We start from the raw sequence: 20671 nt of genomic DNA on the forward strand, positions 1-20671 counted from the left end.
AACCGCCCGCGTCAACTCGCCCACCTCTCACCCACCCGCCACTCACCCGCCGCCTCAAACCCGCCCGCCTCGCGCCCGCCCGCCTCGCACCTGCCAGGCCTGGATTCTCGTGAATCACCCGCCGGCGCAGCGAATCACCCGACCGGGGCCGCCCGTTTCCGGATGTTTGCGCCGAGGCTGGGAACACCGGCTCCACCGCACGGTGGAGCGCAGCGGCCACGACAGGAGGACCGTCGCATGCAGAGCCGGCTCCGACTCGGAGGCCACGGAATGCAGCCGTTGCTGCTGATGTTCCCTCTCGGCCTCTTCTGGATGGCCTTCGTCTTCGACCTCGCCACCCTGCTCGGCGCGCCCGCGCTGATCGGCACGGTGGCCTTCTGGAACCTGGTCGCCGGTCTCGGCGGCGGCCTGCTCGCCACCCTGACCGCCGTCTTCGACGCCGTGACGGCGACCGGCCCGGCCGTCGCCCGGACCTTCGTCCTGGCCCTGCTCCTCGACGTCGGCGTGCTCATCGTCTTCGCCGTGGTCACCGTGATGCGCGTCCGCGACCCGTCACGCACCGTATCGGCGAGCCTGCTCACCGTCGAGTTCTCCGGCCTGGCCGCGGCCGCGTTCGGCGCCTGGTTCAGCGGTCGCCTCGCCGCCCCGGGTGCCCCGGTCGCCGACCGCCGCCGCCGCCGTCCGGCCACCGCCCGCCACGACCAGACCTCCCACACCGCCGACCTGAACCAGCTCCTGACCCACTCCACCCCACCCCACCCGGCGGGGCCACGCCCCGCGGGCCTGCCCCCGCGCCGCCCCCGCCCTCAGCCGGCCACCCCCACCCGCGCTCCACACACCCCACCCGCCCAGCAGCCCGGCCCCCATCCCGCCCCGGACACCGCTCCGCACACCACTCCCTTCCCGCGCACCGCGCCATGGCCGCGCAACGCCCCGTCCCCGCGCACCACCGCCAGCCCACGCAACACACCCAGCCCGCGAGCGGTGCCCCGGCCACAAGCCACCCCCGGACCCCGAACAGCGCCCTGGCCACAAGCCACCCCCGGACCCCGAACAGCGCCCCGGCCACAAGCCAGCCCCGGACCCCGAACAGCGCCCTGGCCACAAGCCACCCCCGGACCCCGAACAGCGCCCTGGCCACAAGCCACCCCCGGACCCCGAACAGCGCCCGGGTCACAAGCCACCCCCGGACCCCGAACAGCGCCCGGGTCACAAGCCAGCCCCGGTCCTCGATCGGCGCCCTGGCCAAAGGGCGCGCCCGGTCCCCGCAACGTCCCCGGCCCTCGCACCACGCCAGACCCGCGTATGACACCCGGCCCGCGTGCCGCGGCAAACCCCCAAGCAGCGCCACGGCCGCAAGCCGCGTCACGACCTCGTGCCACTCCGGCACCACGACGCCCACGACCCGCGCCCCAGCCAGGGTCCGACCCGAACCGCCACCGCTGATCTCACCTGATCCAGCTCACCGGCGAGCCTCCCCCGGGGCAACGGTCTCGGTTGACGCAACCACCAGCGCGACCTCCAGCGATCTTGAGCCGCTTTCCACCGGAAACGGTGGAAAACCAACCAAGATCGCGTAGAGGAACGCCACCGCGAAGCACACCGCGAACAGGACCACCCAGACGACAGCGAACTACGGTCGGCCAACACAGCGACCAGCGCCACCCTCAGCGATCTTGAGCCGCTTTCCACCGGAAACGGTGGAAAACCAACCAAGATCGCACGGGGAAGGACGCCGCGAACAGGACCACCCAGGGAAGGGCATCGCGGAGGACGGCGCGGGCAGGACGGCGCGGGCAGGACGGCGCGGGCAGGACGTCGCGGGCAGGACGTCGCGGAGGACGTCGCGGAGGACGTCGCGGAGGACGTCGCGGAGGACGTCGCGAGCGGGTCCACCCGGGAAGAGGTCCGCGAGCGGAACAGAGGTCCGCGAGCGGGACCGGCCGGGTGACAAGGGGCCAGGTCAGCGACCGGGACGAATGCGCGCGCGACAGGACACGCCGGCGGTCACGGGTGTGGGGGCTCGGGCGCGGTGGCGTTGAGCAGGCGGGTGGCGATGCGGCGGGCGGCGGCGACCAGTTCCGGGCCGCCGACGATGCGGTAGGGGACGGGGATCGCGGTGAGCTGGCGGGCGTACCAGTCGGGGGCGCTGGTGGTGCCGGTCAGGATGGTCGTTCCGGGGGTGGGGCCGGGGCGGAGTGTGCCGAGAGCCGTGCCGGCGGTGGCCGCGACCTCGGCGGGTGCGGCGTGGATGAGGATCTCGGCGTGGTACTCCCAGCCGGAGGCGAGGTGTTCGTCGAGGATGGCGACCGGGTCCAGGTCGGACGGTGGGACGAATACGCCGGGCAGGAGTTCCACCTCGGTGACCCGGTCGATCCGGTAGGCACGGCGGGCGTCGGGCCGGTGTGCGTGGCACAGCAGGTACCACCTGCCGTGGCGGACCACGATCGCCAGCGGGTCGGCGGGAGTCGACGAGTCGTTGCCGGCTTCGGAGCGGTAGCTCACCCGTACCGTCTGATTCTGGGCGCAAGCCTGCACCAACCGGGACGTGATCTCGGGGTCGGGCCGCGCCGCGGCGCGGTCAGGAGCGGGTGCGGCGGTACGGCGAACCGCCTCGACCTGTGCGCCGAGCGACTCCGGCAGCACCCGGACGATCTTGCCGAGGGCGCTGCCGACCGGATCGCCGCTGTCCCCGGCCGCGTGATGACCGTCGAGAACCGCCATGACCAGCCCCAGCGCCTCGGCCTGGGTGAAGATGAGCGGCGCGGGCCGGGCACCGCGGCCGACCCGGTAACCGCCGTAGGGCCCGCGCACCGACTCGATCGGGATGCCGGCCTCGCGGAGGATGGCGATGTAACGGCGGGCGGCCCGCTCGGAGATGCCGCCGAGACGCTCGGCCAGCCGGTCGGCGGTGATGCCGGGGCAGCCCTGAACGGCTTCGAACGCCATGAGTGCCCGGGCGGTGGGGCTCTCCATCAGCGGTCCCCCGGTTCCGGAAGGTCATCGTCCGGAACCGAGGCTAACGCGCGAGTCACCCGGGCGGCACAGCCGGCGGGTAGGCGCGAGCAGAGCCTACCCGCTCACGCGGCAAAACGGCGCGAGCAGCAGGGCAGCGCGAGCGGCAGGGATAGCTCAGGCGGCGGGGATAGCTCAGGCCGCAGGGATAGCTCAGGCCGCAGGGATGGCTCAGGCCGCAGGGATGGCTCAGGCGGCGGGGATCTCGAAGATCATGCAGCTGGAGGTCGCGTGGGCGATCAGGCGGCCGGCCGCGTCGGTGATCCGGGCCTCGGCGAGTGCGGTCCGCCGGCCACGTTGCAGGACCGTGCCGGTGCAGGTGAGGCGGCCGGAGGCGACGGTGGCGGGGCGCAGGAACTTCACGTTGAGGTCCATGCTCGTGTAGCCGACCCCGGCCGGCAGCGTGCTGTGCACCGAGCAGGCGGCGGCGGTGTCGAGCAGCGTGGACAGGACGCCGCCGTGCACGGTGCCGAGCGGGTTGTAATGGAACTCCTGCGGGTCGAGCTCGACGGTGACGCTGCCCTCCTCGACACGCATGCCGAGCGCGTCGATCAGGTGCATGATCGGCGGGGGCGGGAAGTCGCCGGCCGACATGGCCCGCAGGAGCTCCAGCCCACTGCGGCGGCCGATCTGGCTCGCGTGCTCGGCCGGGTCGGTCCAGCCGAAGGTCCGGGTCCGGGAGGCTTCCTGGGTCTGCGTCATGGATGCAGGCTTCCAGAGGCTTGATGAGTCTGTCAACGAGACTTAGCCTTCCTCACATGACCACTCCCCCCGCCCTGAACTGGTCCGTCGACAACTGCACCGTCGAGCGCGCGATGGGCATCCTCGGTGAGAAGTGGTCGCTCGTCGTGCTGCGCGAGGTGTTCTCCGGGATCCGGCGCTTCGACGACATGCGGGTGCGCACCGGAGTGCCCCGCCAGGTCCTCACCAACCGGCTGAACACCCTGGTCGAAAACGGGGTGCTGCGCCGCGAGCCCTATCGGGAACCCGGCTCCCGGGTGCGCCACGAGTACCGGCTCACCGAGAAGGGCTTCGACCTCTACCCGGTGATGATCGCGCTCGCCGAGTGGGGCAACCGCTACCTGGCCGACCCCGAGGGACCGCCCATCCAGTACGCCCACCGCGACTGCGGCGCCGAACTGCACCTCGCCGTCACCTGCACCGACGGGCACCTGGTCGAGAAACAGCGGGAGATCCAGCCCCGTCCCGGCCCAGGGGCCCGGCTACGCTCGCCCGATGCTGGATGCTGAGCAGGCCGCCGACTACACCGGCCGTTACGACGCCGTCGATCCCGGCGTCCTGAGCGACGGCACCTGGCTGCTGGACCGGCCGGAGTTCTGGGCCCGGATGCTCGACGGGTTCGCCGACACCGACCTGGTCGGTGCGGTCTTCGACGCGTGCCCCGAGCCGCTGGACCTGTGGGAGGAACTGACCGGGTCGGGCCGGTGGCCGACGCTGCGGTTCGGCGCCGGCGGGTCCGATCTCGCGGTCATCCAATGGCATGGGTACGACGACGAGGGCGGCCTCGACTACGTGGTGCTCCCGGCCGGGACGGGCCGGTGCCTGAGCGTGGCCTCGGTCGAGGGTCACGGCTGGGGGCCGGGACTGTCCTGGCCCGAGGCGATGCGCCTGGTCGAGCGGGGCCGGCTGGGCACCCCCGCGCAACGACTGGTCCTGCTGCACCCGGCGATCGGCGACCGCGACGCCCCACCGTCGGCCGTCGATCTGCTCGCCGACGCACTGATCGAGGTCTGCGCTCCCGGTGCGACACCCGCCGAGGCCCGCGAGACGGCCCGGCGACTGCTGGACGACGAGGCCCGATGGTCCCGGGTGGACGGCGCGCTGGTCTGTGACGACGACTCGTCACCCCGGCGGCCCGGCGGGTTCCCGGCCGGGGACCTGCTGCTGATCACGCAAGCCCTGGCCTGAGGAACCCGCCGGATCCGGCTCAGCGTGAGGAGCTGAGCGGGAGCGCGCGCACCAGCATCCGGTGCGGGCGCCAGCCGGGGAACGGGACCAGATCCCCGACGTGGTCGAACCTGAGGCGTTGCAAGGCGTGCCACACCCGCGTGTTGGTCTCGGCGACCGCGAGCGAGACGCGCTCCTCCTTGCGCTGGTCGAGCAGCTCCGCCACCATCCGGACGCCGAGGCGGTGCCGCTGCTGGGCGGGGTCGACGAACGCCTCACAGATGGCGAACGTGCGACCCTCCCACTCGATGGCCAGGCCGGGATCGTTCACATCGGTCATGTCCCGCCACCAGAGGGTCTCCGGCGGCAGTGGACAGCCCATGACGGTCCCGACCAGCTCACCGTCCACGTAGCCGAGTGCGGCCTGGAAGCCGGGTGCCTCGGCGGTCCAGCGGAGACGGTCCTCGACGGACGGTTCGCTGTGGTCGATCAGGTGCAGGTCGGCGGCGTGGACCCGTCGGTACACAGTGGCGAGTTCATCGATGTCGACCTTCTCGGAAAGGACGACCTTGCTTACAGTTTCAGACATTTCGAATCATGCGTGCCCCCACGCCTGAACCTCCGTTAACTTGATTAGGTAAGGCTTACCTAATCAGAGATCCATTCGCGTTGGCAAATCCGGCTGCTCCCGCTCCCATCGCTGGTGAGCCGCGAAAACCCGCGGCCACAGCAACGCCCGATCCGGCTCCGGGAGGACGATGCCGAAAATGTCGGCGAGGGCATTGAAATAGGTGACTTCATCGGCCAGCACGGAACGCGACGGATCAGCGCCGATCCGGGTCAGCGTCAGGCCCCGCAGCACATCGGCGCCGGTCGAGTCCCGGCGTGCGGCCGTCGCCACCCGCACGAAACCCGACTCCGGTGAGGTACTCAGCTCGACGTGCTTCTCCTGGAACTCCGACATGCGCGCCGGCCCGGCACGGAAATCCATCCCCAGGAAACTGCCCCGCGGATCGTGGTCGAACCGCCAGCCGCCCGGCTCCGCCTCGGACGCGCGTAGCCCGTACCGGAAAGGCCCGTCGGTGTGCGTGCCCTCGACAAGCGGAAGCGGGCCGTGAAGGCCGTCACCCATGCCGAGGTCGACGAGCCAGTCGCCGCCGGGCGACTCGGCCGACGACAGGCCGGAGACGGTGAGCACCAGATGGTTGCCGGTGGCCCCGGCCGCCGGATCGGCGTTGCCCTGCACGCCGCCGACATGCCGCGTCACCCGGTAGCCGAGCGCCCGCAGCAACGCCGAGAACGCCCCGTTCAGATGGAAACAGTAGCCGCCCCGGCCGGCCACGATGCGCCGCGCCGACTCGGCCGGGCAGACCGTGGTCGGCCGGTCCAGGTGAATCTCCAGGCACTCGTAGGGCACCCGCTCGGCATGCGCCCGGTGCAGCGCCCGCAACGCCGGGACGGACGGTTCGTGACCGGCCAGCTCGGGCAGCCCGAGGCGGTCCAGATAGCCGGTGACGTCGATGGTGTCAGGCATGCGGACACGCTAGCCGCTTACGATCCACGGGTGACGATCAGCGACACCCGGTCCCGGCGGCCGGTCATCACCGTTCTGGTCGTCTGCCAGAGCAGCATCGGCCTGATCTTCGGCGGGATCGGCCTGTTCCTGCCGCTCATCCGCACCGACCTGGGCCTCACCTTCACCGAGGCGGGCATGCTGGCCGCCGCGAGCAACCTGACATACGCCCTCATGCAGGTGCCGTCCGGCTATCTCGCCGACCGGTTCACCCCACGGCGGCTGTTCATGATCGGGCTGCTCGGCATGAACCTGCTGGCCATGCTCTTCGCGGTGCTCGACTCGTACCCCCTGCTCCTGATCGATCAGGCACTCGCCGGGTTCTTCCGCGCCCTCGTCTTCACGCCCGGCATGCTGCTGATGACCCAGCTCTTCCCACCCGGCCGGCGCGCCTCCGCGATGGGCCTCTACGTGGTGGGCGGGTTCTCGTCGAACATCCTGCTCAGCGCGGTCGGGCCGCTCCTCGTCGGCCCGCTCGGCTGGCGACTGCTGTTCCTGCTGTTCGCCGGCTTCGGGTTGCTGTCGCTGGTCCTCTACCGGTTCCTGGCCGGTCCGGCCTCCCCCAAACCCCCATCCTCAGCGGTACGGTTCACCGAACTGCCCGGGCTCATCCGGACGCGGATCGTCCAGCTCACGGGCGTCATCCAGTTCACCCGACTGGCCGTCGCGCAGGGCTTCACCTTCTGGCTGCCGACCTACCTCGTCGTCGATCGCGGCCAGTCCCTGGCGTCGGCCGGCCTCGTCGCCGCCGTGGCATCGGCGATCAGCGCACCCGTCAACTATCTCGGCGGCTACCTGTCCGACCGGATCAACCGGCCACTCGCCGTGATCGGCGGCTCGCTGGCCATCCTCACCGCCGGGTTGACGCTGCTCACGTTCGTACCCGGCATGGTCGGGGTGATCGGGGTCGTGGCGTTGATCTCCCTGGCCATCCAGGTCTACTTCGGCCCGCTCTTCGCTCTGCCCCTCCAGGTGCTGGGCGACCGCAATGCGGGCCTGGTCAGCGGTTTCGGCAACTTCTGCGCCAACCTGGGAAGCTTCGCCTTCGTGTACGCGCTGGGCGCCGTCAAGGACGCCACGGGTTCGTTCCGGGCGGGTTTCCTCAGCCTGGCGGTGTTGTGCGTGGTGGCTCTCCTCGCCACCTGGTGGATCCGCCCGTTGCTGCGCCGCCCCGCCTGACCACCCGTTCCCCGCCACCCCGTTGCCCGCCACTCCCCCATACCCTTCGCTCGCCGCCTCCGCCCTCTTTGCCCGCCGCTCCCGCCCCCTTGCCCGCCGTTTCCCCGCCACCTCTGTTCCACAGCGGCGACGCCATCCCCGCGGGCCGGCGTTCCCAGCCGCCCACCTGCCGCGATGCGGATGGGAGCGCTCCAAGTTAGGATTGCGGCGGGACGCTGACCTGAAGGACGGACCCCATGCTGATGGCTCTGCTGCTCGACATCGCCAACATCATCGGCGGTCTGCTGCTCGCCATTCCCCTGCTCGGTCGCTTCCCGGTGATCGCCCGACTGACCGCCCGCATCGCACCATGGCGCTGGCTGGTCGGCATCGTCGCCCTGGTCGCCGGTGGCTACTTCCTGATCGTCCACCTGATCTCCGGGCCGCACCTGTTCCACTTCGAGGTGGTCGGCATCGCGGTCGGCGTCATCCTCGCCTGGGAGCGGCTGACCGGCCGGCGGCCACTCGCCCCCGCCGTTCCCGTCCCGGCATCCACCGCGCCCGGGGCGACGACACCCGATCCCGCATCATCCGCGGCCGCGCACTCTAACCCGGCTCCCAGCCCGGCCGACCTCGCCGGCCCCGCTCTGCTGGTCGCCGTCTTCGGAGTCATCGCGATCATCGTCGGGATCCAGGGCCTCTTCACGCCCAACTGATCACCGCTGCCGCCCGCGGGAGTGGCAAGAAGAACGTTGTCTTGACAGTCCCCGCCCGCCGGCCCGACCGGGATGAATCCGCGAGTGACCGGACAGTCCCGCTGACCGTATCGGATCAGGGGGTGGGGAACGGGTGGCGGAGTGGGTCGAAGGTGTCGCGGTAGCTTCGGGGGCCGATTGCCGGCAGCAAAGCGTGGCGTAGCCAGGTCGGGAGGGCGGCCACTCGGGAGAAGCGGTCGGTGGCGGCCTGTACGTGGCTGACCCGATCGCGGCGGAGGCGTTCGTAGTGGGCCCCGGCGTCGTCCCAGTCGGTGGTTGCCAGGAGTTCGGCGAGGACGAGCGCGTCCTCGGCGGCCAGCGCCGCGCCCTGGTCCCAGACGGGAGAGGTGGCGTGGGCGGCGTCTCCGACGAGGACGCAACGGCCGGCGGACCAGATCGGGGCGCGGACCTCCTCGATCGGCGAGTGATACAGACGGGTCGTCGCATCAGGAGCACCAGCAGCAGCACCAGCAGCGCCGAAAGCGTCTGACGGGCCCAGAGCCGCTGACGGGCCCAGAGCGTCTGACGGGCCCAGAGCGTCTGACGGGCCGGGAAAGCCGGGAGAACCGAGAGCGTCGAGGACGGTGCGGACCGGCGCCGGGTAATCCCGGAAGGAGGTTCGCAGCCAGGCGGCGTCGGCGGAGACCGGTCCGCCACCGGTGGCCGAGGCGTACCCGTAGACCTGCTGGTCGTCGACGGGGATGAGCAGGAACGCGCCGCCCGGCCCGGTCCACAGAGTCCAGCAGTCGACGCCCGGGTTCGGGGCCATGAAACGCCAGCTGGCGGCACTGAGCAGGGCCGGCCGGGTGGTGTCGGTGGCGCCGATCGCGGTGGCACGGACGACCGAGCGCACCCCGTCGGCGCCGGCCACGAACCCGAACCGCTGGCTGGTGTCGTCACCGAACTCGACATCGGCGCCACCGGCCACCGGACGCACCGAGGTGACCGGAAGCGATCGGCGGATGGTGACGTCCAGGCCGTCCGACAGGAGGGACAGCAGATCGGAGCGGCGTACGCACCGCGGCCGCGCCTCCGGCCCCCAGAAGGCGTCCTCGTCGACGGTGAACAGCAGCCGGTCCCGGCTGGACCGGTATTCGCGGCGCTCGGTCGGACGGCCGAGTTTGCTGAGGCCGTCGGCGAGTCCGAGCACCGCGAACGCCGTGATCGCATTGCCGGGCAGGTTGATCGCCAGGCCACCACTGTCGTCGTCGCCGCGTTCGGCGACGGTCACCGGAACGTCCTGACGGCGCAGCGCCCGGGCGAGGGCCAGGCCGGCTATGCCACCGCCCACCACAAGTACGTCCATGACGATCCAGGTTCCCCTTCATCGACCGTCATGGGTGCGAAGTGCCGAAACCGGACAGTCAGCAGCGGATCGCCGGGTCCACCCCGACGAGACGGTGGTCGGACGTCGGGGAGCCGCCGACCGCGGACCACGCGGGGCTGTACACCCCGCTGAGCCGGGACAGCTGCCGGGCATGTCCTTCCGCTTGAAGAGCCCGGCCGTCCATGTTGGACGCGATGGCGTTCACCGAGCCGCCGTCGGGATTCTCACCACATCATGGTTCCGGCGGTGAGGGCGGCGACGACCAGTGGCAGCGCCACCCGCAGCGCGCCGTCCTGGCAGAGCAGTCGCAGCCCGGCCACGAGCACCATGAGCAGGACGAGGCCGACGGCCGCGGCGACGCCGAGCGGCGGCACGGCGAGGCCGATGGTGAGCCCCAGACCGCCGAGGATCATCAGGCCGGACACCTTGCGGTATTCGGACAGGGAGACCCCGAAGTGGTACGCCGCGGCTCGCTGATCCTCCGGGGAGGCGGTGAGCCGGGCGATGCCCTGGACGCCGAAGAAGACGATGACGATGCCGGCAAGCGCGGTGTTCACTTCAGCAGGCTAATTTTCATGCTCACCGGTGTGCAACATCCTGTGACGTGACTCGCCGGATCGCCTCCTCCGCGGCGGCGGCCGGCAGTCCGGCGGCGATCAGCACGGCGGTCGCGGCCCGGGTGCCGTCGTCGGCCCACAACTCGTCGTTCGCCGCCTGCATCATGGCCAGCGTCATCGCCTGGAGGGCCGCGCTGAGCACCGGCAACGGCAGGTGGACGGCGAACCGGCCGCTGTCGCGGGCCCGTTCGAGCAGCGCGAGACTCTGCGCCGCGATCGGGTGCAGCAGCTCCCGCAGCCCGGCCATACCGAGGTTGCTCTCGGCCAGCGAGATCAACAGCCGGTACTGCTCGCCCGCGGTCCACAGGGTGAGAGCGAAATCGGCCATCGCAACCTCAGGATCAAGACCCGATCTGTCGGTACGGCTGAGCGCCTCCAGCAGATCCCCCGAGCACTTGTCGGCCAGCCCGGCCAGCAGTTCGTCCCGGTTCGGGAAGTGGGCGTACACCGTCCGCCGGACCACTCCGGCAGCCTGCGCCAGGTCGTCCATGCTCGCGGCCGGTTGCCGGGCGAGCAGGGTCCGTGCCGCCCGCAGGATCCGGTCCCGGTTCTCCTCGGCGTCGCGCCGGCGGCCCCGCCCGGTCATTCGGCCGCCTCCTTCCGGGGCCGGCGCTTGTCCCGGATCCAGATGATCGCCGGTTTGCCGTCACCGGAGTCGCGCCGGTCGATCTCGAACAGGCCGATCGCGGTGACCAGCCCACCCAGTTTCGGGTAGCCGTAGCTGCGCGGGTCGAAGTCGGAACGCTGCTTGGTGATGATGTGCCCGACCGCGGCGAGCGGTGCCCAGCCGTCGTCGCCGGAGGCGGCCTCGACCGCGGAGCGGATCAGGTTCATCAGGCTGGTGTCGCCGCGGAGCTGGGCGGACGCCGACACGGGGCTGGGCGCGGGCGCGGCCACGGCCTCCGGCTCGGCGAGGTTCTCGGTGTAGATGAACTTGTCGCAGGCGGCCACGAACGGCTTGGGCGTCTTGCGCTCGCCGAAACCGTACACGGTCAGGCCCGATTCGCGGATCCGCGACGCCAGCCGGGTGAAGTCGCTGTCGCTGGAGACGATGCAGAACCCGTCGAAGCGCTCGGTGTAGAGCAGGTCCATCGCGTCGATGATCATCGCGGCGTCGGTGGCGTTCTTCCCGGTGGTGTAGGAGAACTGCTGGATCGGCTGGATCGACTGGGCCAGCAGCTGATCCTTCCACCCGCGCAGGCTCGTGCCGGTCCAGTCGCCGTAGGCCCGCTTGACGTGCGCCGTCCCATACTTCGCCACCTCGGCGAGCAGCCCTTCGACGATCGACGCCTGCGCGTTGTCCGCGTCGATCAGAACGGCCAGTTTTGCCGAGTTGTCATTCACCGCCACAACGCTTGAGGATACGGCCGGGACCGGTGTCTCCACCCGGCGACGGGCCAACATAGATGACGCTCGAATTCACACGCTTCGGGCAGTATCGTGGGGAAATGGCGCTGTGGACCAGCCGGAGTCTGCGAGCCCTGCTGACCGAGGCGGGGCCGGACGGCAGGGCCGAGGCGCTCGTCGAGCTGAGGACGGTGATCGCCGGGCGGGAGCCCGCGCTCCCCGGGATCCTCGCCCCACGCGACGCCGAGATCGCCCGCATCGCCGTCCTGCTCCTGGATGACCTGGCCGAGCCGCACCTGCTGCAGCTGCGCTCAGTGGACCGTCCCGACGCGACCCGGCTCACCACCACGGCCGCCGGTCGGCAGTTGCGCGCCACCCAGCTGCACCACGCCGACCGGATGCGGCGCCACGCCGTCGGTGTGATGTGCGCCGAGCCACCGGACGTCCCGGAGGCCACCCACCTCCGCTATCTGACCACCGCCACCGGGATGCTCGCGTTCGGCGACTACTACGAGCTGATCGCGCTGATCGTGACGTTCCCGTTCGACGGGCCCGATGATCCGCGGGCCCAGCAGGGCGCCCGCCACATGGCGACGGCGAGTCAGGCCACGTCGGCCACCCGCATGCTGTTCGAGGTCGACCTGGCCGGCCCCGCACTGGATCTGGCGTACCAGTCGATGTGGGTCCGCATGATGGCCGACGCCCGGGAGCACGAGCTGCTGCCGGCCATCCGCCAGTGGCGCCGATGGGCAGGCATCCCGGGCTGAGCGGGAACCCGCCGGGGAGAACCGGCCGGGTGAAGGACCGAACGCCGTGGACACATCGGAGAAACAAAGGACCTCACAAGTTCTTGACGCCGCGTCTGTGAGCGCTAACACTCTGGCAACACCCCCGTTACGCGCCTGTCGGTTGGGGACGGTGGGCGCGGTCGTCCTCGGCTGGGAGAAATATGCTGATGAGCAGGCGCCCCGGGCGCCGCAGAGCTTTCGTGTTAACGCCTCTCACCGCGCTGGCCGTCGTGGCCGGCGCTCTGACTGTTCCGTCGCAGGCGGCCGCCGCCGACGGACTCGTACTCTGGTACAAGCTGGACGAGACGTCCGGCGCCGTGGCCACCGACTCGTCCGGCAACGGGCGCGACGGCGCGGTCGTCGGCACCCCGGCCTGGGAGTCCGGCCAGGGTCTGGGCCTGAACGGCACAGACACCTACGTCAAGGCACCGAACGATCTGCTGAAGTCGCTCGCCGCGGTGAGCGTCTCCTTCGACGTGAAGATCGACGCGACGCAGAGCACCCCGTACTTCCTCTACGGGTTCGGGAACACCGACACCTCCACCGGCTACGGGAACGGGTACCTGTTCGCGACCGGCAACGGCTACCGCAACGCGATCTCGCTGAGCAACTGGACCGGTGAGCAGAACACCCGGCCCGCCGACGGCCACAACCTGGCGCGCGGCACCTGGAAGACGGTCACGTATACGCAGACCGGCACGACCGGCACGCTCTACGAGGACGGTGTCGCGGTCGCCACGAACACCGCGGTCAGCGTCCTGCCGAGCGCGATCGGCGGCGGCACGACCACGGCGAACTACTTCGGTAAGTCGAACTACACCGGCGACCGGCTGCTCAAGGGCCGGATGCGGGACGTGCGCGTCTACGACCGGGCGCTGAGCGCGGGCGAGGTGGAGACCCTGGCCGAGGGTGCGAACACCGAGGCGGTCACGGCCGACGTCGCGGCACTCGACCTGGGCGACACGAGCGGCCTCACGGCTGATCTGAATCTGCCGGCGACCGCCCCGTACGGCTCGAAGGTCACCTGGACCTCCAGCGACCGTGACGTGATCAGCGACGCCGGGAAGATCACCCGCCCGGCCGCCGGTGAGCCGGACGCGCACGCCACGCTGACCGCCGCGCTGAGCCGCGGCAACCGGACCGGCACCAAGACCTTCCAGGTGACGGTCAAGGCCGCGTTCGACGATGCGGCCAATGCGGAGGCCGCGGTCAAGGCTTTGACGATCCACAACCTCGAGGATGTACGGGGAAACCTGTCCCTCCCCACGACGGCGAGCTGGTCCTCCAGTGACCCGGCGACGATCGCGGCCGACGGCACGGTCCACCGCCCCGCCACCGGCGAAGCGTCGAAATCGGTCACGCTGACCGCGACGGTCACCGTCGGAACGGCCACCGCGACCCGTGAGTTCACCGCGAAGGTCCCGCCGCTGCCGGCGAAGGAGGCGTTCGAGGGCTACCTGTTCAGCTACTTCACCGGCGAGGGCTACTCGAACGGCGAGCAGGTCTACAACGCGCTCAGCAACGGCAACAACCCGCTGAGCTGGCGCGAGATCAACAACGGGAACCCGGTGCTGACGTCGACGCTGGGCACGCAGGGCCTGCGCGACCCGTTCATCATCCGGTCCCCGGAGGGTGACAAGTTCTACCAGATCGCCACCGATCTGAAGATCTACGGCAACGGCGACTGGGACGCGTCACAGCGCACCGGCAGCAAGTCGATCATGGTGTGGGAGTCCACCGACCTGGTCAACTGGACCGACCAGCGCCTGGTCAAAGTCTCCCCGGACACCGCCGGCAACACCTGGGCCCCGGAGGCGTTCTACTCGAAGGAACTGGGCGCCTACGTGGTGTTCTGGGCCTCGAAGCTGTACGCCGAGAACGACCCGAACCACACCGGCAGCACCTACAACAAGATGATGTACGCGACCACGCGGGACTTCCACACGTTCAGCGAGCCGAAGGTGTGGAAGGACCCCGGCTACTCGGTGATCGACTCGACGGTGATCGAGAACAACGGTGTCTACCACCGGATCACCAAGGACGAGCGGAACAACTCGTCGAACTCGCCGTGCAGCAAGTTCCTGATCCAGGAGAAGTCCACCGATCTGCTCAGCACGAACTGGGACTTCCAGGCCGAGTGCATCGGATCGGGCGCGCTCAGCCAGGGCGAGGGCCCGCTGGTGTTCAAGTCGAACACCGAGCAGAAGTGGTACCTGTTCATCGACGAGTACGGCGGCCGCGGTTACGTCCCGTTCTCGACCACCGACCTCAACTCGGGTGTGTGGACGCCGGAACCCACGTACACGATGCCGTCACGCCCGCGCCACGGCACGATCCTGCCGGTCACCAAGGCCGAGTACGACCGGATCTCGGCGAAGTACGAGGAGCCGCCCACCCCGTCGATCGGCCTGCGGCTGCGCTACCAGTTCGACGAGACCAGCGGCACCGTCGCCCGGGACACCTCCGGCAACGACTTCAACGGCACGTACGTACGCACTCCGGCGTGGGGTGCCGGTGTCCAGGACGGCTCGTTCAAGATGTCCGGCGGCTCGACCTCCCCGTACGTCACGATCCCGAACGGCGTGCTCAAGGGCGCGAGCGCCGTGACGGTGTCGGTCTGGGCCAAGTGGACCGCCTCCACCACGATCAACCAGTGGATCTACGCGCTCGGCCCGGACAGCAACAAGTACCTGTTCACCGGGCCCCGCAACGGCAGCAACGTGCTCTTCTCGGCGATCACCACCGGGTCCTGGCAGGCCGAGAAGCAGATGTCGCACAGTGCCGCGCTGCCCGGCGGCAGCTGGCAGCACCTCGCGGTCACCATCGACGGGTCGAACGCGGCGATGTACCTGAACGGCACGAAGGTCGCGTCCGCCACCGGGGTCACCGTCAAGCCGTCCGATCTCTACGACGCGTCGAAGAACTACAGCGGCTACGTCGGGCGTTCGCTGTACTCGGCGGACCCGTACTACGCCGGTGAGGTCGACGACTTCCGGATCTACGACGTGGCGCTGTCGGCCTCGGAGATCCTGGAGCTGGCCGGCCGCACCACGAGCATCGGCGGGGTCACGCTGCCGGAGCTGAAGGCCGACGCGATCATCGACGACACGGCGGGCACGGTGAAGCTGCCGGTCAAGCCGGGCACCGACGTCACGAAGCTGGCGCCGTCGTTCGTGCTGGCGGCGGGCTCGAGCATCAGCCCCGCAGCGCCGCAGGACTTCACCAGCCCGGTCACCTATGAGGTGACCGACAGTAAGGGCACAAAACGGTCGTGGGTGGTCAGCGCCCTGGTCATGAAGTCGCCGATCCTCCCGGGGCTGAACGCCGACCCGAACATCTCGGTCTTCGGGGACACCTTCTGGATCCACGCGACGACCGACGGGTTCGCCGGCTGGTCCGGGACCCAGTTCCATGCCTGGTCGTCGAAGGACCTGGTCAACTGGACCGACCACGGGGTGATCCTGGACCTCGGGCCGGACGTGTCCTGGGCCGACAACAGCGCCTGGGCGCCGACGATCGCGCAGCGCAACGGCAAGTACTACTTCTACTTCTCCGGCGGGCTGGCCACCGGCAACACGGCCAAGCATCTGGGTGTGGCGGTGGCCGACTCCCCGGCCGGCCCGTTCGCCGACGCGCTCGGCAAGCCGCTGGTCGCGGGCGGCACCTACCCGGGCCAGATGATCGACCCGGCGGTGTTCACCGACGACGACGGGAAGTCGTACCTGTACTGGGGCAACGGCAACTCGTACCAGGTGCCACTGAACGACGACATGATCTCGTTCGACCCCGCGCTGGTGAAGACGTACAAGCCCGCGAACTACAACGAGGGCAGCTTCGTCATCAAGCGCAACGGCGTCTACTACTTCATGTGGTCGGAGAACGACACCCGCAGCGCCGACTACCGGGTGGCGTACGCGACCGGCACGTCCCCGCTCGGACCGTGGAGCGACCGGGTCGGCGTGATCCTCTCGAAGGACACGTCGCTGGGCATCCTCGGCACCGGTCACCACTCGGTGGTCCGGGTCCCGGGTTCCGACGACTGGTACACGGCGTACCACCGGTTCGCGATCCCGGGCGGTGACGGCACGCACCGGGAGACCACGATCGACAAGCTGGAGTTCGCGGCGGACGGGGCGATCAAGCCGGTCGTGCCGACGCTGGAGAGCATCGCTCCGGTGACGGTCGCCGGTGCCGGGCCGGACACCGGTGGGCCCGAGGGCAGCGCCATCGCCCTGGCCGGCACGGTCTCCAACAGCGCCAACCGGCCGACGTGGACGGTGAACTCGACCGCCTGCGCCTTCGCCGACGCACACGCCGCGGCGACCACGCTGACCTGCGCCGACAACGGTTCCTACACGGTCACGCTGACCGCCGGGAGCAGCAGCGACACGGCGACGATCACGGTGGTCAACGCGGCTCCGACGGTCACGGTTCCGGGTGGCCACCCGGCGCCGGACGCGCCGATCGCCACGAAGACCGAGATCGTCCGGAAGGTTCCGGTCCGCGACGCGGGCGCCGACACCCTCAGCTGTACGGCCACCTGGGGCGACGGTTCGACGTCGGCCGGAGTGGTGGCCGCGGGCGTCTGCACGGTGCGTCACACGTACACGGCCGCGGGCCTCTACCGGCCGTCGGTGACGGTCGGCGACGACGACGGTGCGACCGCCTCCGGGGTGCTGCCGTTCGTCGACGTCTACCAGCCGAAGGCCGGTTACGTGGCGGGCAGCGGCTGGAGCGGGACGACGGACTTCGCGTTCCTGGCCCGGTCCGGCAAGACCTCAGGGAAGGCGTGGATCAGCGCGCCGAAGGGTGTCTTCGAGTCGTCGAACCTGACTCCGGCACTGGTCTGCGGGCCGGCCGGGCTGCTCCTGGGCACCGGCACGTGGAACGGGGTCTCCGGCTACAGCGTGCTGGTCACGGCGGTGGACGGGCGGAAGGACCGGATCTACCTGCGGGTGTGGCAGACCCGTACCGGGAAGGTCGTCCATGAGGTGAGCGACGCGAACCTGGACGGCGGCGGCATCGTCTCCTGACGCGGCGGGAGCGGGTCGGGGTCATCCTCGGCCCGCTCCTCGTTGACATCCATATCGTCAGATGTTTACGTAAACATCCACCGATCCCAAGGACTGCGATGAAGATTCGAGCGCTCCTCACGGCCGGGGTACTGGCCGTCTCGACTCTCGCGGCACCGACGGCCGCCACCGCCGCCGCTGCCGCCACCACGATCACCATCGACCCGAGCTACCGGGGGCCGGAGTGGGAGGGCTGGGGCACCAGCCTCGCCTGGCTCTCGCACGTCACCGGCGGCTACCCCGACGAGATCCGCAACCGGCTCGCCGACCTGCTGTTCGGCGCGGACGGGCTGAACCTCAACATCGCCCGCTACAACATCGGCGGCGGCAACGCCCCGACCGTGCGCTCGTACCTGCGGCCCGGCGGCGACGTCCCGGGCTGGTGGAAGGCACCGGCCACCTACACCCCGGCCGACAAGGACTGGTGGGACCCGGCGAACCCGGACCACTGGAACTGGGACGCCGACGCCAACCAGCGCTGGTGGGTGGACCGGATCAAGGCCGATGTCGATCACTGGGAGACGTTCAGCAACTCGCCGCCGTGGTTCCAGACGGTGAGCGGCTACGTGAGTGGCGGCTTCGACCCGAACACCGATCAGATCCGGACGGACTCCCTCGACGAGTTCGCCACCTACCTGGTCCGGGTGACCGCATACCTGGAGCAGGCGCACGGGATCACGGTCGACACCATCGAGCCGCTCAACGAGCCGAACACGAACTACTGGCGTACCACCCTGGGGGCGGACGGCCAGCCGACCGGCGGCCGTCAGGAGGGCGCCCACGCCGGGCCGGCGCTGCAGGCCGCGGTGATCGAGGCGCTGCGCCGCGCGGCACCGGACCGGGCCATCGCGGCGCCCGACGAGACCAACCCGGGGACCCTGGTCACCGACTGGTACGGCATGACACCGGCGGCCCGGGCCGCGGTCGACCGGATCAACGTGCACACCTACGGCACCGGCGGCCGGACCAGCGTGCGGGACATCGCCAAGGCCGAGCAGAAGCCGCTCTGGATGAGCGAGGTCGAGGGCAGCTGGGGCAAGGATTTCACCAGCATGGACTCGGGCCTCGGGATGGCCCAGCGGATCATCGACGACCTGCGTGAGCTGGAGCCGTCGGCGTGGGTGCTGTGGCAGCCGGTCGAGGACGCGAAGAACATGATCGCCGAGGGCAACCTGCAGTGGGGCTCGATCCACGTCCCGTTCGACTGCACGGCCACCGACACCCTGGCCACCTGCCCGATCCAGACGAACACCAAATTCGACACGATCCGGAACTTCACCCACTACGTGAAGCCGGGTGACCACCTCGTCAAGACGAACAGCACCCGGAGCATCGCCGCGGTGTCCGCGACCGGCGCGACCGTCGTGCACGCCAACCCGGCCGCCACCGAGGAGGCGGTCACCCTCGATCTGTCCGGTTTCAACCTGAAGCGGGCGACGGTCACCCCGGTCGTCACCAGCGCGGGCGGCAAGCTGGTCAAGGGCTCGCCGGTGCGGGTCGGCGGCACCACGGCGACCCTGACCGTGCCGGCCCAGTCGGTCACCACATTCCTGGTCAGCGGGGTCACCGACCCCGGCGCGACTCACCTCCGAGCCGACCGGGTCTACCGGCTGCAGGGTGTGGCCAGCGGGCGTTCGCTCACCCCGTCCGGTGACAACATCGTGATCCGGACCAACGACACGGCCGCCGCGAACCAGCTGTGGACCGCCCAGCCGGCCGGCAACGATCGCTACCAGCTGATCAACGCGGGCACCGGGCAGCGGCTCGCGGCCCGGGACGGGCGGGCCGTCGCGGAGGCGGCGGGTGCCGTCGACGACGGGGCCCTCTGGCTGCTCCCGACCACCGGGGACGGCACGTACACGCTGGTCAACGTGGGGGCGCGACGGCTGCTCGACGTCAACGGCGAGGCGACCGCCGACGGGTCTCCGGTGGGGACCTACCTGCCCACCTCGGGGACGAACCAGCGGTGGACGCTCAAGGACGAGACGGTCGGCCGTACCGAGATCGCCCTGAGTCACACCGTGCCCGGACTCGCTCCCGCGCTCCCGGCGACGGTGACCACCGTCCTGCCCAGCGGCGAAAGCCGCGCCCTGCCGGTCACCTGGACGCTACCGGCCGCGTCGAAATGGCGCAGACCGGGCGTGGTGCTGGTCAAGGGAACCGCGACCGACGCGCTCGGCAAGGCGGTCGCCGCGACCGCGAAGGTGACCGTCGACGTGTGGACCTCGACCGAGCCGACCAGGGCCAAGGCCTACGCCGGCGGCCTGCCCGCGATGCCGGCCACGGTCACCGCGGTCGGCCGCAACGGCGGTCGCGCCACCGTCCCGGCCGTCTGGGGCACCGGCGACTACAGCCGCGTCGGCGTCGTGACGGTGGCCGGGACGGCGACGATCGTTCCCGGACAGACGCTGCCCGCCAGCGTGCGCGTGCAGGTCACCGCGCCGTCCGAGGGACTGCTCGACGGCGTCACGGTGAGTGCCTCCTACACCGAGCCGGGCTACTCGACGGCCGGCCTCACCAACGGCAACCTGACCGACAAGGCCTGGTCGAACTGGAAGGGATCCGGCCGCAACCCGGTCGAGACACTGACCGCCACCCTGCCCGCCGGGGCGTCGGCGAGCCGGGCGGTGCTGCACTTCTACCGCGACAACTCGTCCGGCGGCGGCATCGCCGCCACCGTCCAGGCCGGCACGCCGGCCGCCGGCGGCTGCCAGGTCAGCGGATCACCGATCGCGGTCACCTCGACGGTCGTCGACATCCCGGTCACCCCGGGCCCGCTGTGCCTCCGGCTCACCCCGACGCCCGACGGCTACCTGACCGTTTCCGAGCTGCAGGTGTACGCCAAGGCACCCGGCCGTGGCACCGCGGCGTCGGTCACGTCGATCCTGGTCGACGGCGTGCCGATCAAGAAGTTCGACCCGGCCGTGCCGAACTGGCGGGTGTCCGTTCGTGATCTCTCATGTGTCCAGGTGACGGCGGTGACCACCGACCCGTACGCGACGGTCGCGGTCACCGGTTCGGGCAGCACCCGCACGGTCGTCACCACGAGTGAGGACGGTTCCGCCCAGTCCACCTACCGGATCACGCTCGTCCGCAAGCACTGACCGGACC

17 protein-coding genes are annotated in these 20671 nt (G+C 70.5%); 8 read left to right on the forward strand and 9 right to left on the reverse strand.

The features are described from left to right. Window positions 1-237 precede the first annotated feature (237 nt). Window positions 238-1446 (forward strand): DUF2231 domain-containing protein, encoded by a 1209-nt coding sequence (locus tag ACFO0C_RS33015; protein ID WP_378070662.1) that lies wholly within the window; start codon window positions 238-240, stop codon window positions 1444-1446. Window positions 1447-2007: 561 nt separating this feature from the next. Here the strand turns inward: ACFO0C_RS33015 and ACFO0C_RS33020 are convergent. Continuing rightward, a complete protein-coding gene (locus ACFO0C_RS33020; protein ID WP_378070663.1) occupies window positions 2008-2976 on the reverse strand; it encodes a helix-turn-helix transcriptional regulator in 969 nt (322 codons plus the stop codon). 228 nt (window positions 2977-3204) lie between these two features. Continuing rightward, window positions 3205-3717, reverse strand: a complete 513-nt coding sequence (locus ACFO0C_RS33025) for a PaaI family thioesterase (RefSeq protein WP_378070664.1) — start codon at window positions 3715-3717, stop codon at window positions 3205-3207. A 56-nt stretch (window positions 3718-3773) separates the two neighbouring features. Here ACFO0C_RS33025 and ACFO0C_RS33030 point away from each other — a divergent pair, with 56 nt between their 5' ends. Then, entirely contained in the window at window positions 3774-4265 is a 492-nt protein-coding gene (locus tag ACFO0C_RS33030) for a winged helix-turn-helix transcriptional regulator (RefSeq protein WP_378070665.1), read from the forward strand. After that, window positions 4252-4944, forward strand: coding sequence for a hypothetical protein (locus ACFO0C_RS33035; RefSeq protein ID WP_378070666.1), 693 nt, complete (start codon window positions 4252-4254; stop codon window positions 4942-4944). The genes ACFO0C_RS33030 and ACFO0C_RS33035 overlap by 14 nt, the downstream gene beginning before the upstream one ends. Before the next feature lie 19 nt (window positions 4945-4963). On the opposite strand, the gene ACFO0C_RS33040 is transcribed toward ACFO0C_RS33035, so the two are convergent. Together ACFO0C_RS33040 and ACFO0C_RS33045 are read right to left on the reverse strand one after the other, a co-directional pair. Then, complete coding sequence (locus ACFO0C_RS33040) at window positions 4964-5512, reverse strand: GNAT family N-acetyltransferase (protein ID WP_378070667.1); 549 nt, start codon at window positions 5510-5512, stop codon at window positions 4964-4966. A 63-nt stretch (window positions 5513-5575) separates the two neighbouring features. Continuing rightward, window positions 5576-6457 (reverse strand): arylamine N-acetyltransferase family protein, encoded by an 882-nt coding sequence (locus ACFO0C_RS33045; RefSeq protein ID WP_378070668.1) that lies wholly within the window; start codon window positions 6455-6457, stop codon window positions 5576-5578. Window positions 6458-6487: 30 nt separating this feature from the next. Here ACFO0C_RS33045 and ACFO0C_RS33050 point away from each other — a divergent pair, with 30 nt between their 5' ends. Together ACFO0C_RS33050 and ACFO0C_RS33055 are read left to right on the forward strand one after the other, a co-directional pair. After that, complete coding sequence (locus ACFO0C_RS33050) at window positions 6488-7675, forward strand: MFS transporter (RefSeq protein ID WP_378070669.1); 1188 nt, start codon at window positions 6488-6490, stop codon at window positions 7673-7675. A 236-nt stretch (window positions 7676-7911) separates the two neighbouring features. Further along, the gene (locus tag ACFO0C_RS33055) at window positions 7912-8370 is read left to right on the forward strand and encodes a hypothetical protein (protein ID WP_378070670.1); all 459 of its coding nucleotides are present in this window, start codon (window positions 7912-7914) and stop codon (window positions 8368-8370) included. Between the two features lie 115 nt (window positions 8371-8485). On the opposite strand, the gene ACFO0C_RS33060 is transcribed toward ACFO0C_RS33055, so the two are convergent. The 5 genes from ACFO0C_RS33060 to ACFO0C_RS33080 are packed head-to-tail and all read right to left on the reverse strand — an operon-like array spanning window position 8486 to window position 11697. Continuing rightward, complete coding sequence (locus ACFO0C_RS33060; RefSeq protein WP_378070671.1) at window positions 8486-9715, reverse strand: FAD-dependent monooxygenase; 1230 nt, start codon at window positions 9713-9715, stop codon at window positions 8486-8488. A gap of 58 nt (window positions 9716-9773) precedes the next feature. Beyond that, the gene (locus ACFO0C_RS33065) at window positions 9774-9941 is read right to left on the reverse strand and encodes a hypothetical protein (protein ID WP_378070672.1); all 168 of its coding nucleotides are present in this window, start codon (window positions 9939-9941) and stop codon (window positions 9774-9776) included. A gap of 19 nt (window positions 9942-9960) precedes the next feature. Further along, window positions 9961-10293 carry a DoxX family protein gene (locus ACFO0C_RS33070; RefSeq protein ID WP_378070673.1) on the reverse strand — a complete coding sequence of 111 codons (333 nt, stop codon included), beginning with the start codon at window positions 10291-10293 and terminating at the stop codon, window positions 9961-9963. 22 nt (window positions 10294-10315) lie between these two features. After that, window positions 10316-10939, reverse strand: coding sequence for a TetR/AcrR family transcriptional regulator (locus ACFO0C_RS33075; RefSeq protein WP_378070674.1), 624 nt, complete (start codon window positions 10937-10939; stop codon window positions 10316-10318). After that, window positions 10936-11697 carry an NYN domain-containing protein gene (locus ACFO0C_RS33080; protein WP_378070675.1) on the reverse strand — a complete coding sequence of 254 codons (762 nt, stop codon included), beginning with the start codon at window positions 11695-11697 and terminating at the stop codon, window positions 10936-10938. Before ACFO0C_RS33080 ends, ACFO0C_RS33075 begins: the two co-directional genes overlap by 4 nt. A gap of 104 nt (window positions 11698-11801) precedes the next feature. Between ACFO0C_RS33080 and ACFO0C_RS33085 the strand changes: the two genes are divergently transcribed. From ACFO0C_RS33085 to ACFO0C_RS33095, 3 genes are all read left to right on the forward strand, one after another. Beyond that, window positions 11802-12467, forward strand: a complete 666-nt coding sequence (locus tag ACFO0C_RS33085) for a hypothetical protein (RefSeq protein WP_378070676.1) — start codon at window positions 11802-11804, stop codon at window positions 12465-12467. Between the two features lie 221 nt (window positions 12468-12688). Further along, window positions 12689-17521, forward strand: a complete 4833-nt coding sequence (locus ACFO0C_RS33090) for a family 43 glycosylhydrolase (protein WP_378070677.1) — start codon at window positions 12689-12691, stop codon at window positions 17519-17521. A 98-nt stretch (window positions 17522-17619) separates the two neighbouring features. Beyond that, window positions 17620-20664: an RICIN domain-containing protein gene (locus ACFO0C_RS33095; protein ID WP_378070678.1), complete on the forward strand. Its 3045-nt coding sequence runs from the start codon at window positions 17620-17622 to the stop codon at window positions 20662-20664. Window positions 20665-20671 lie beyond the last annotated feature (7 nt).

Source organism: Actinoplanes subglobosus (assembly GCF_042650585.1).
GTDB lineage: Bacteria > Actinomycetota > Actinomycetes > Mycobacteriales > Micromonosporaceae > Actinoplanes > Actinoplanes subglobosus.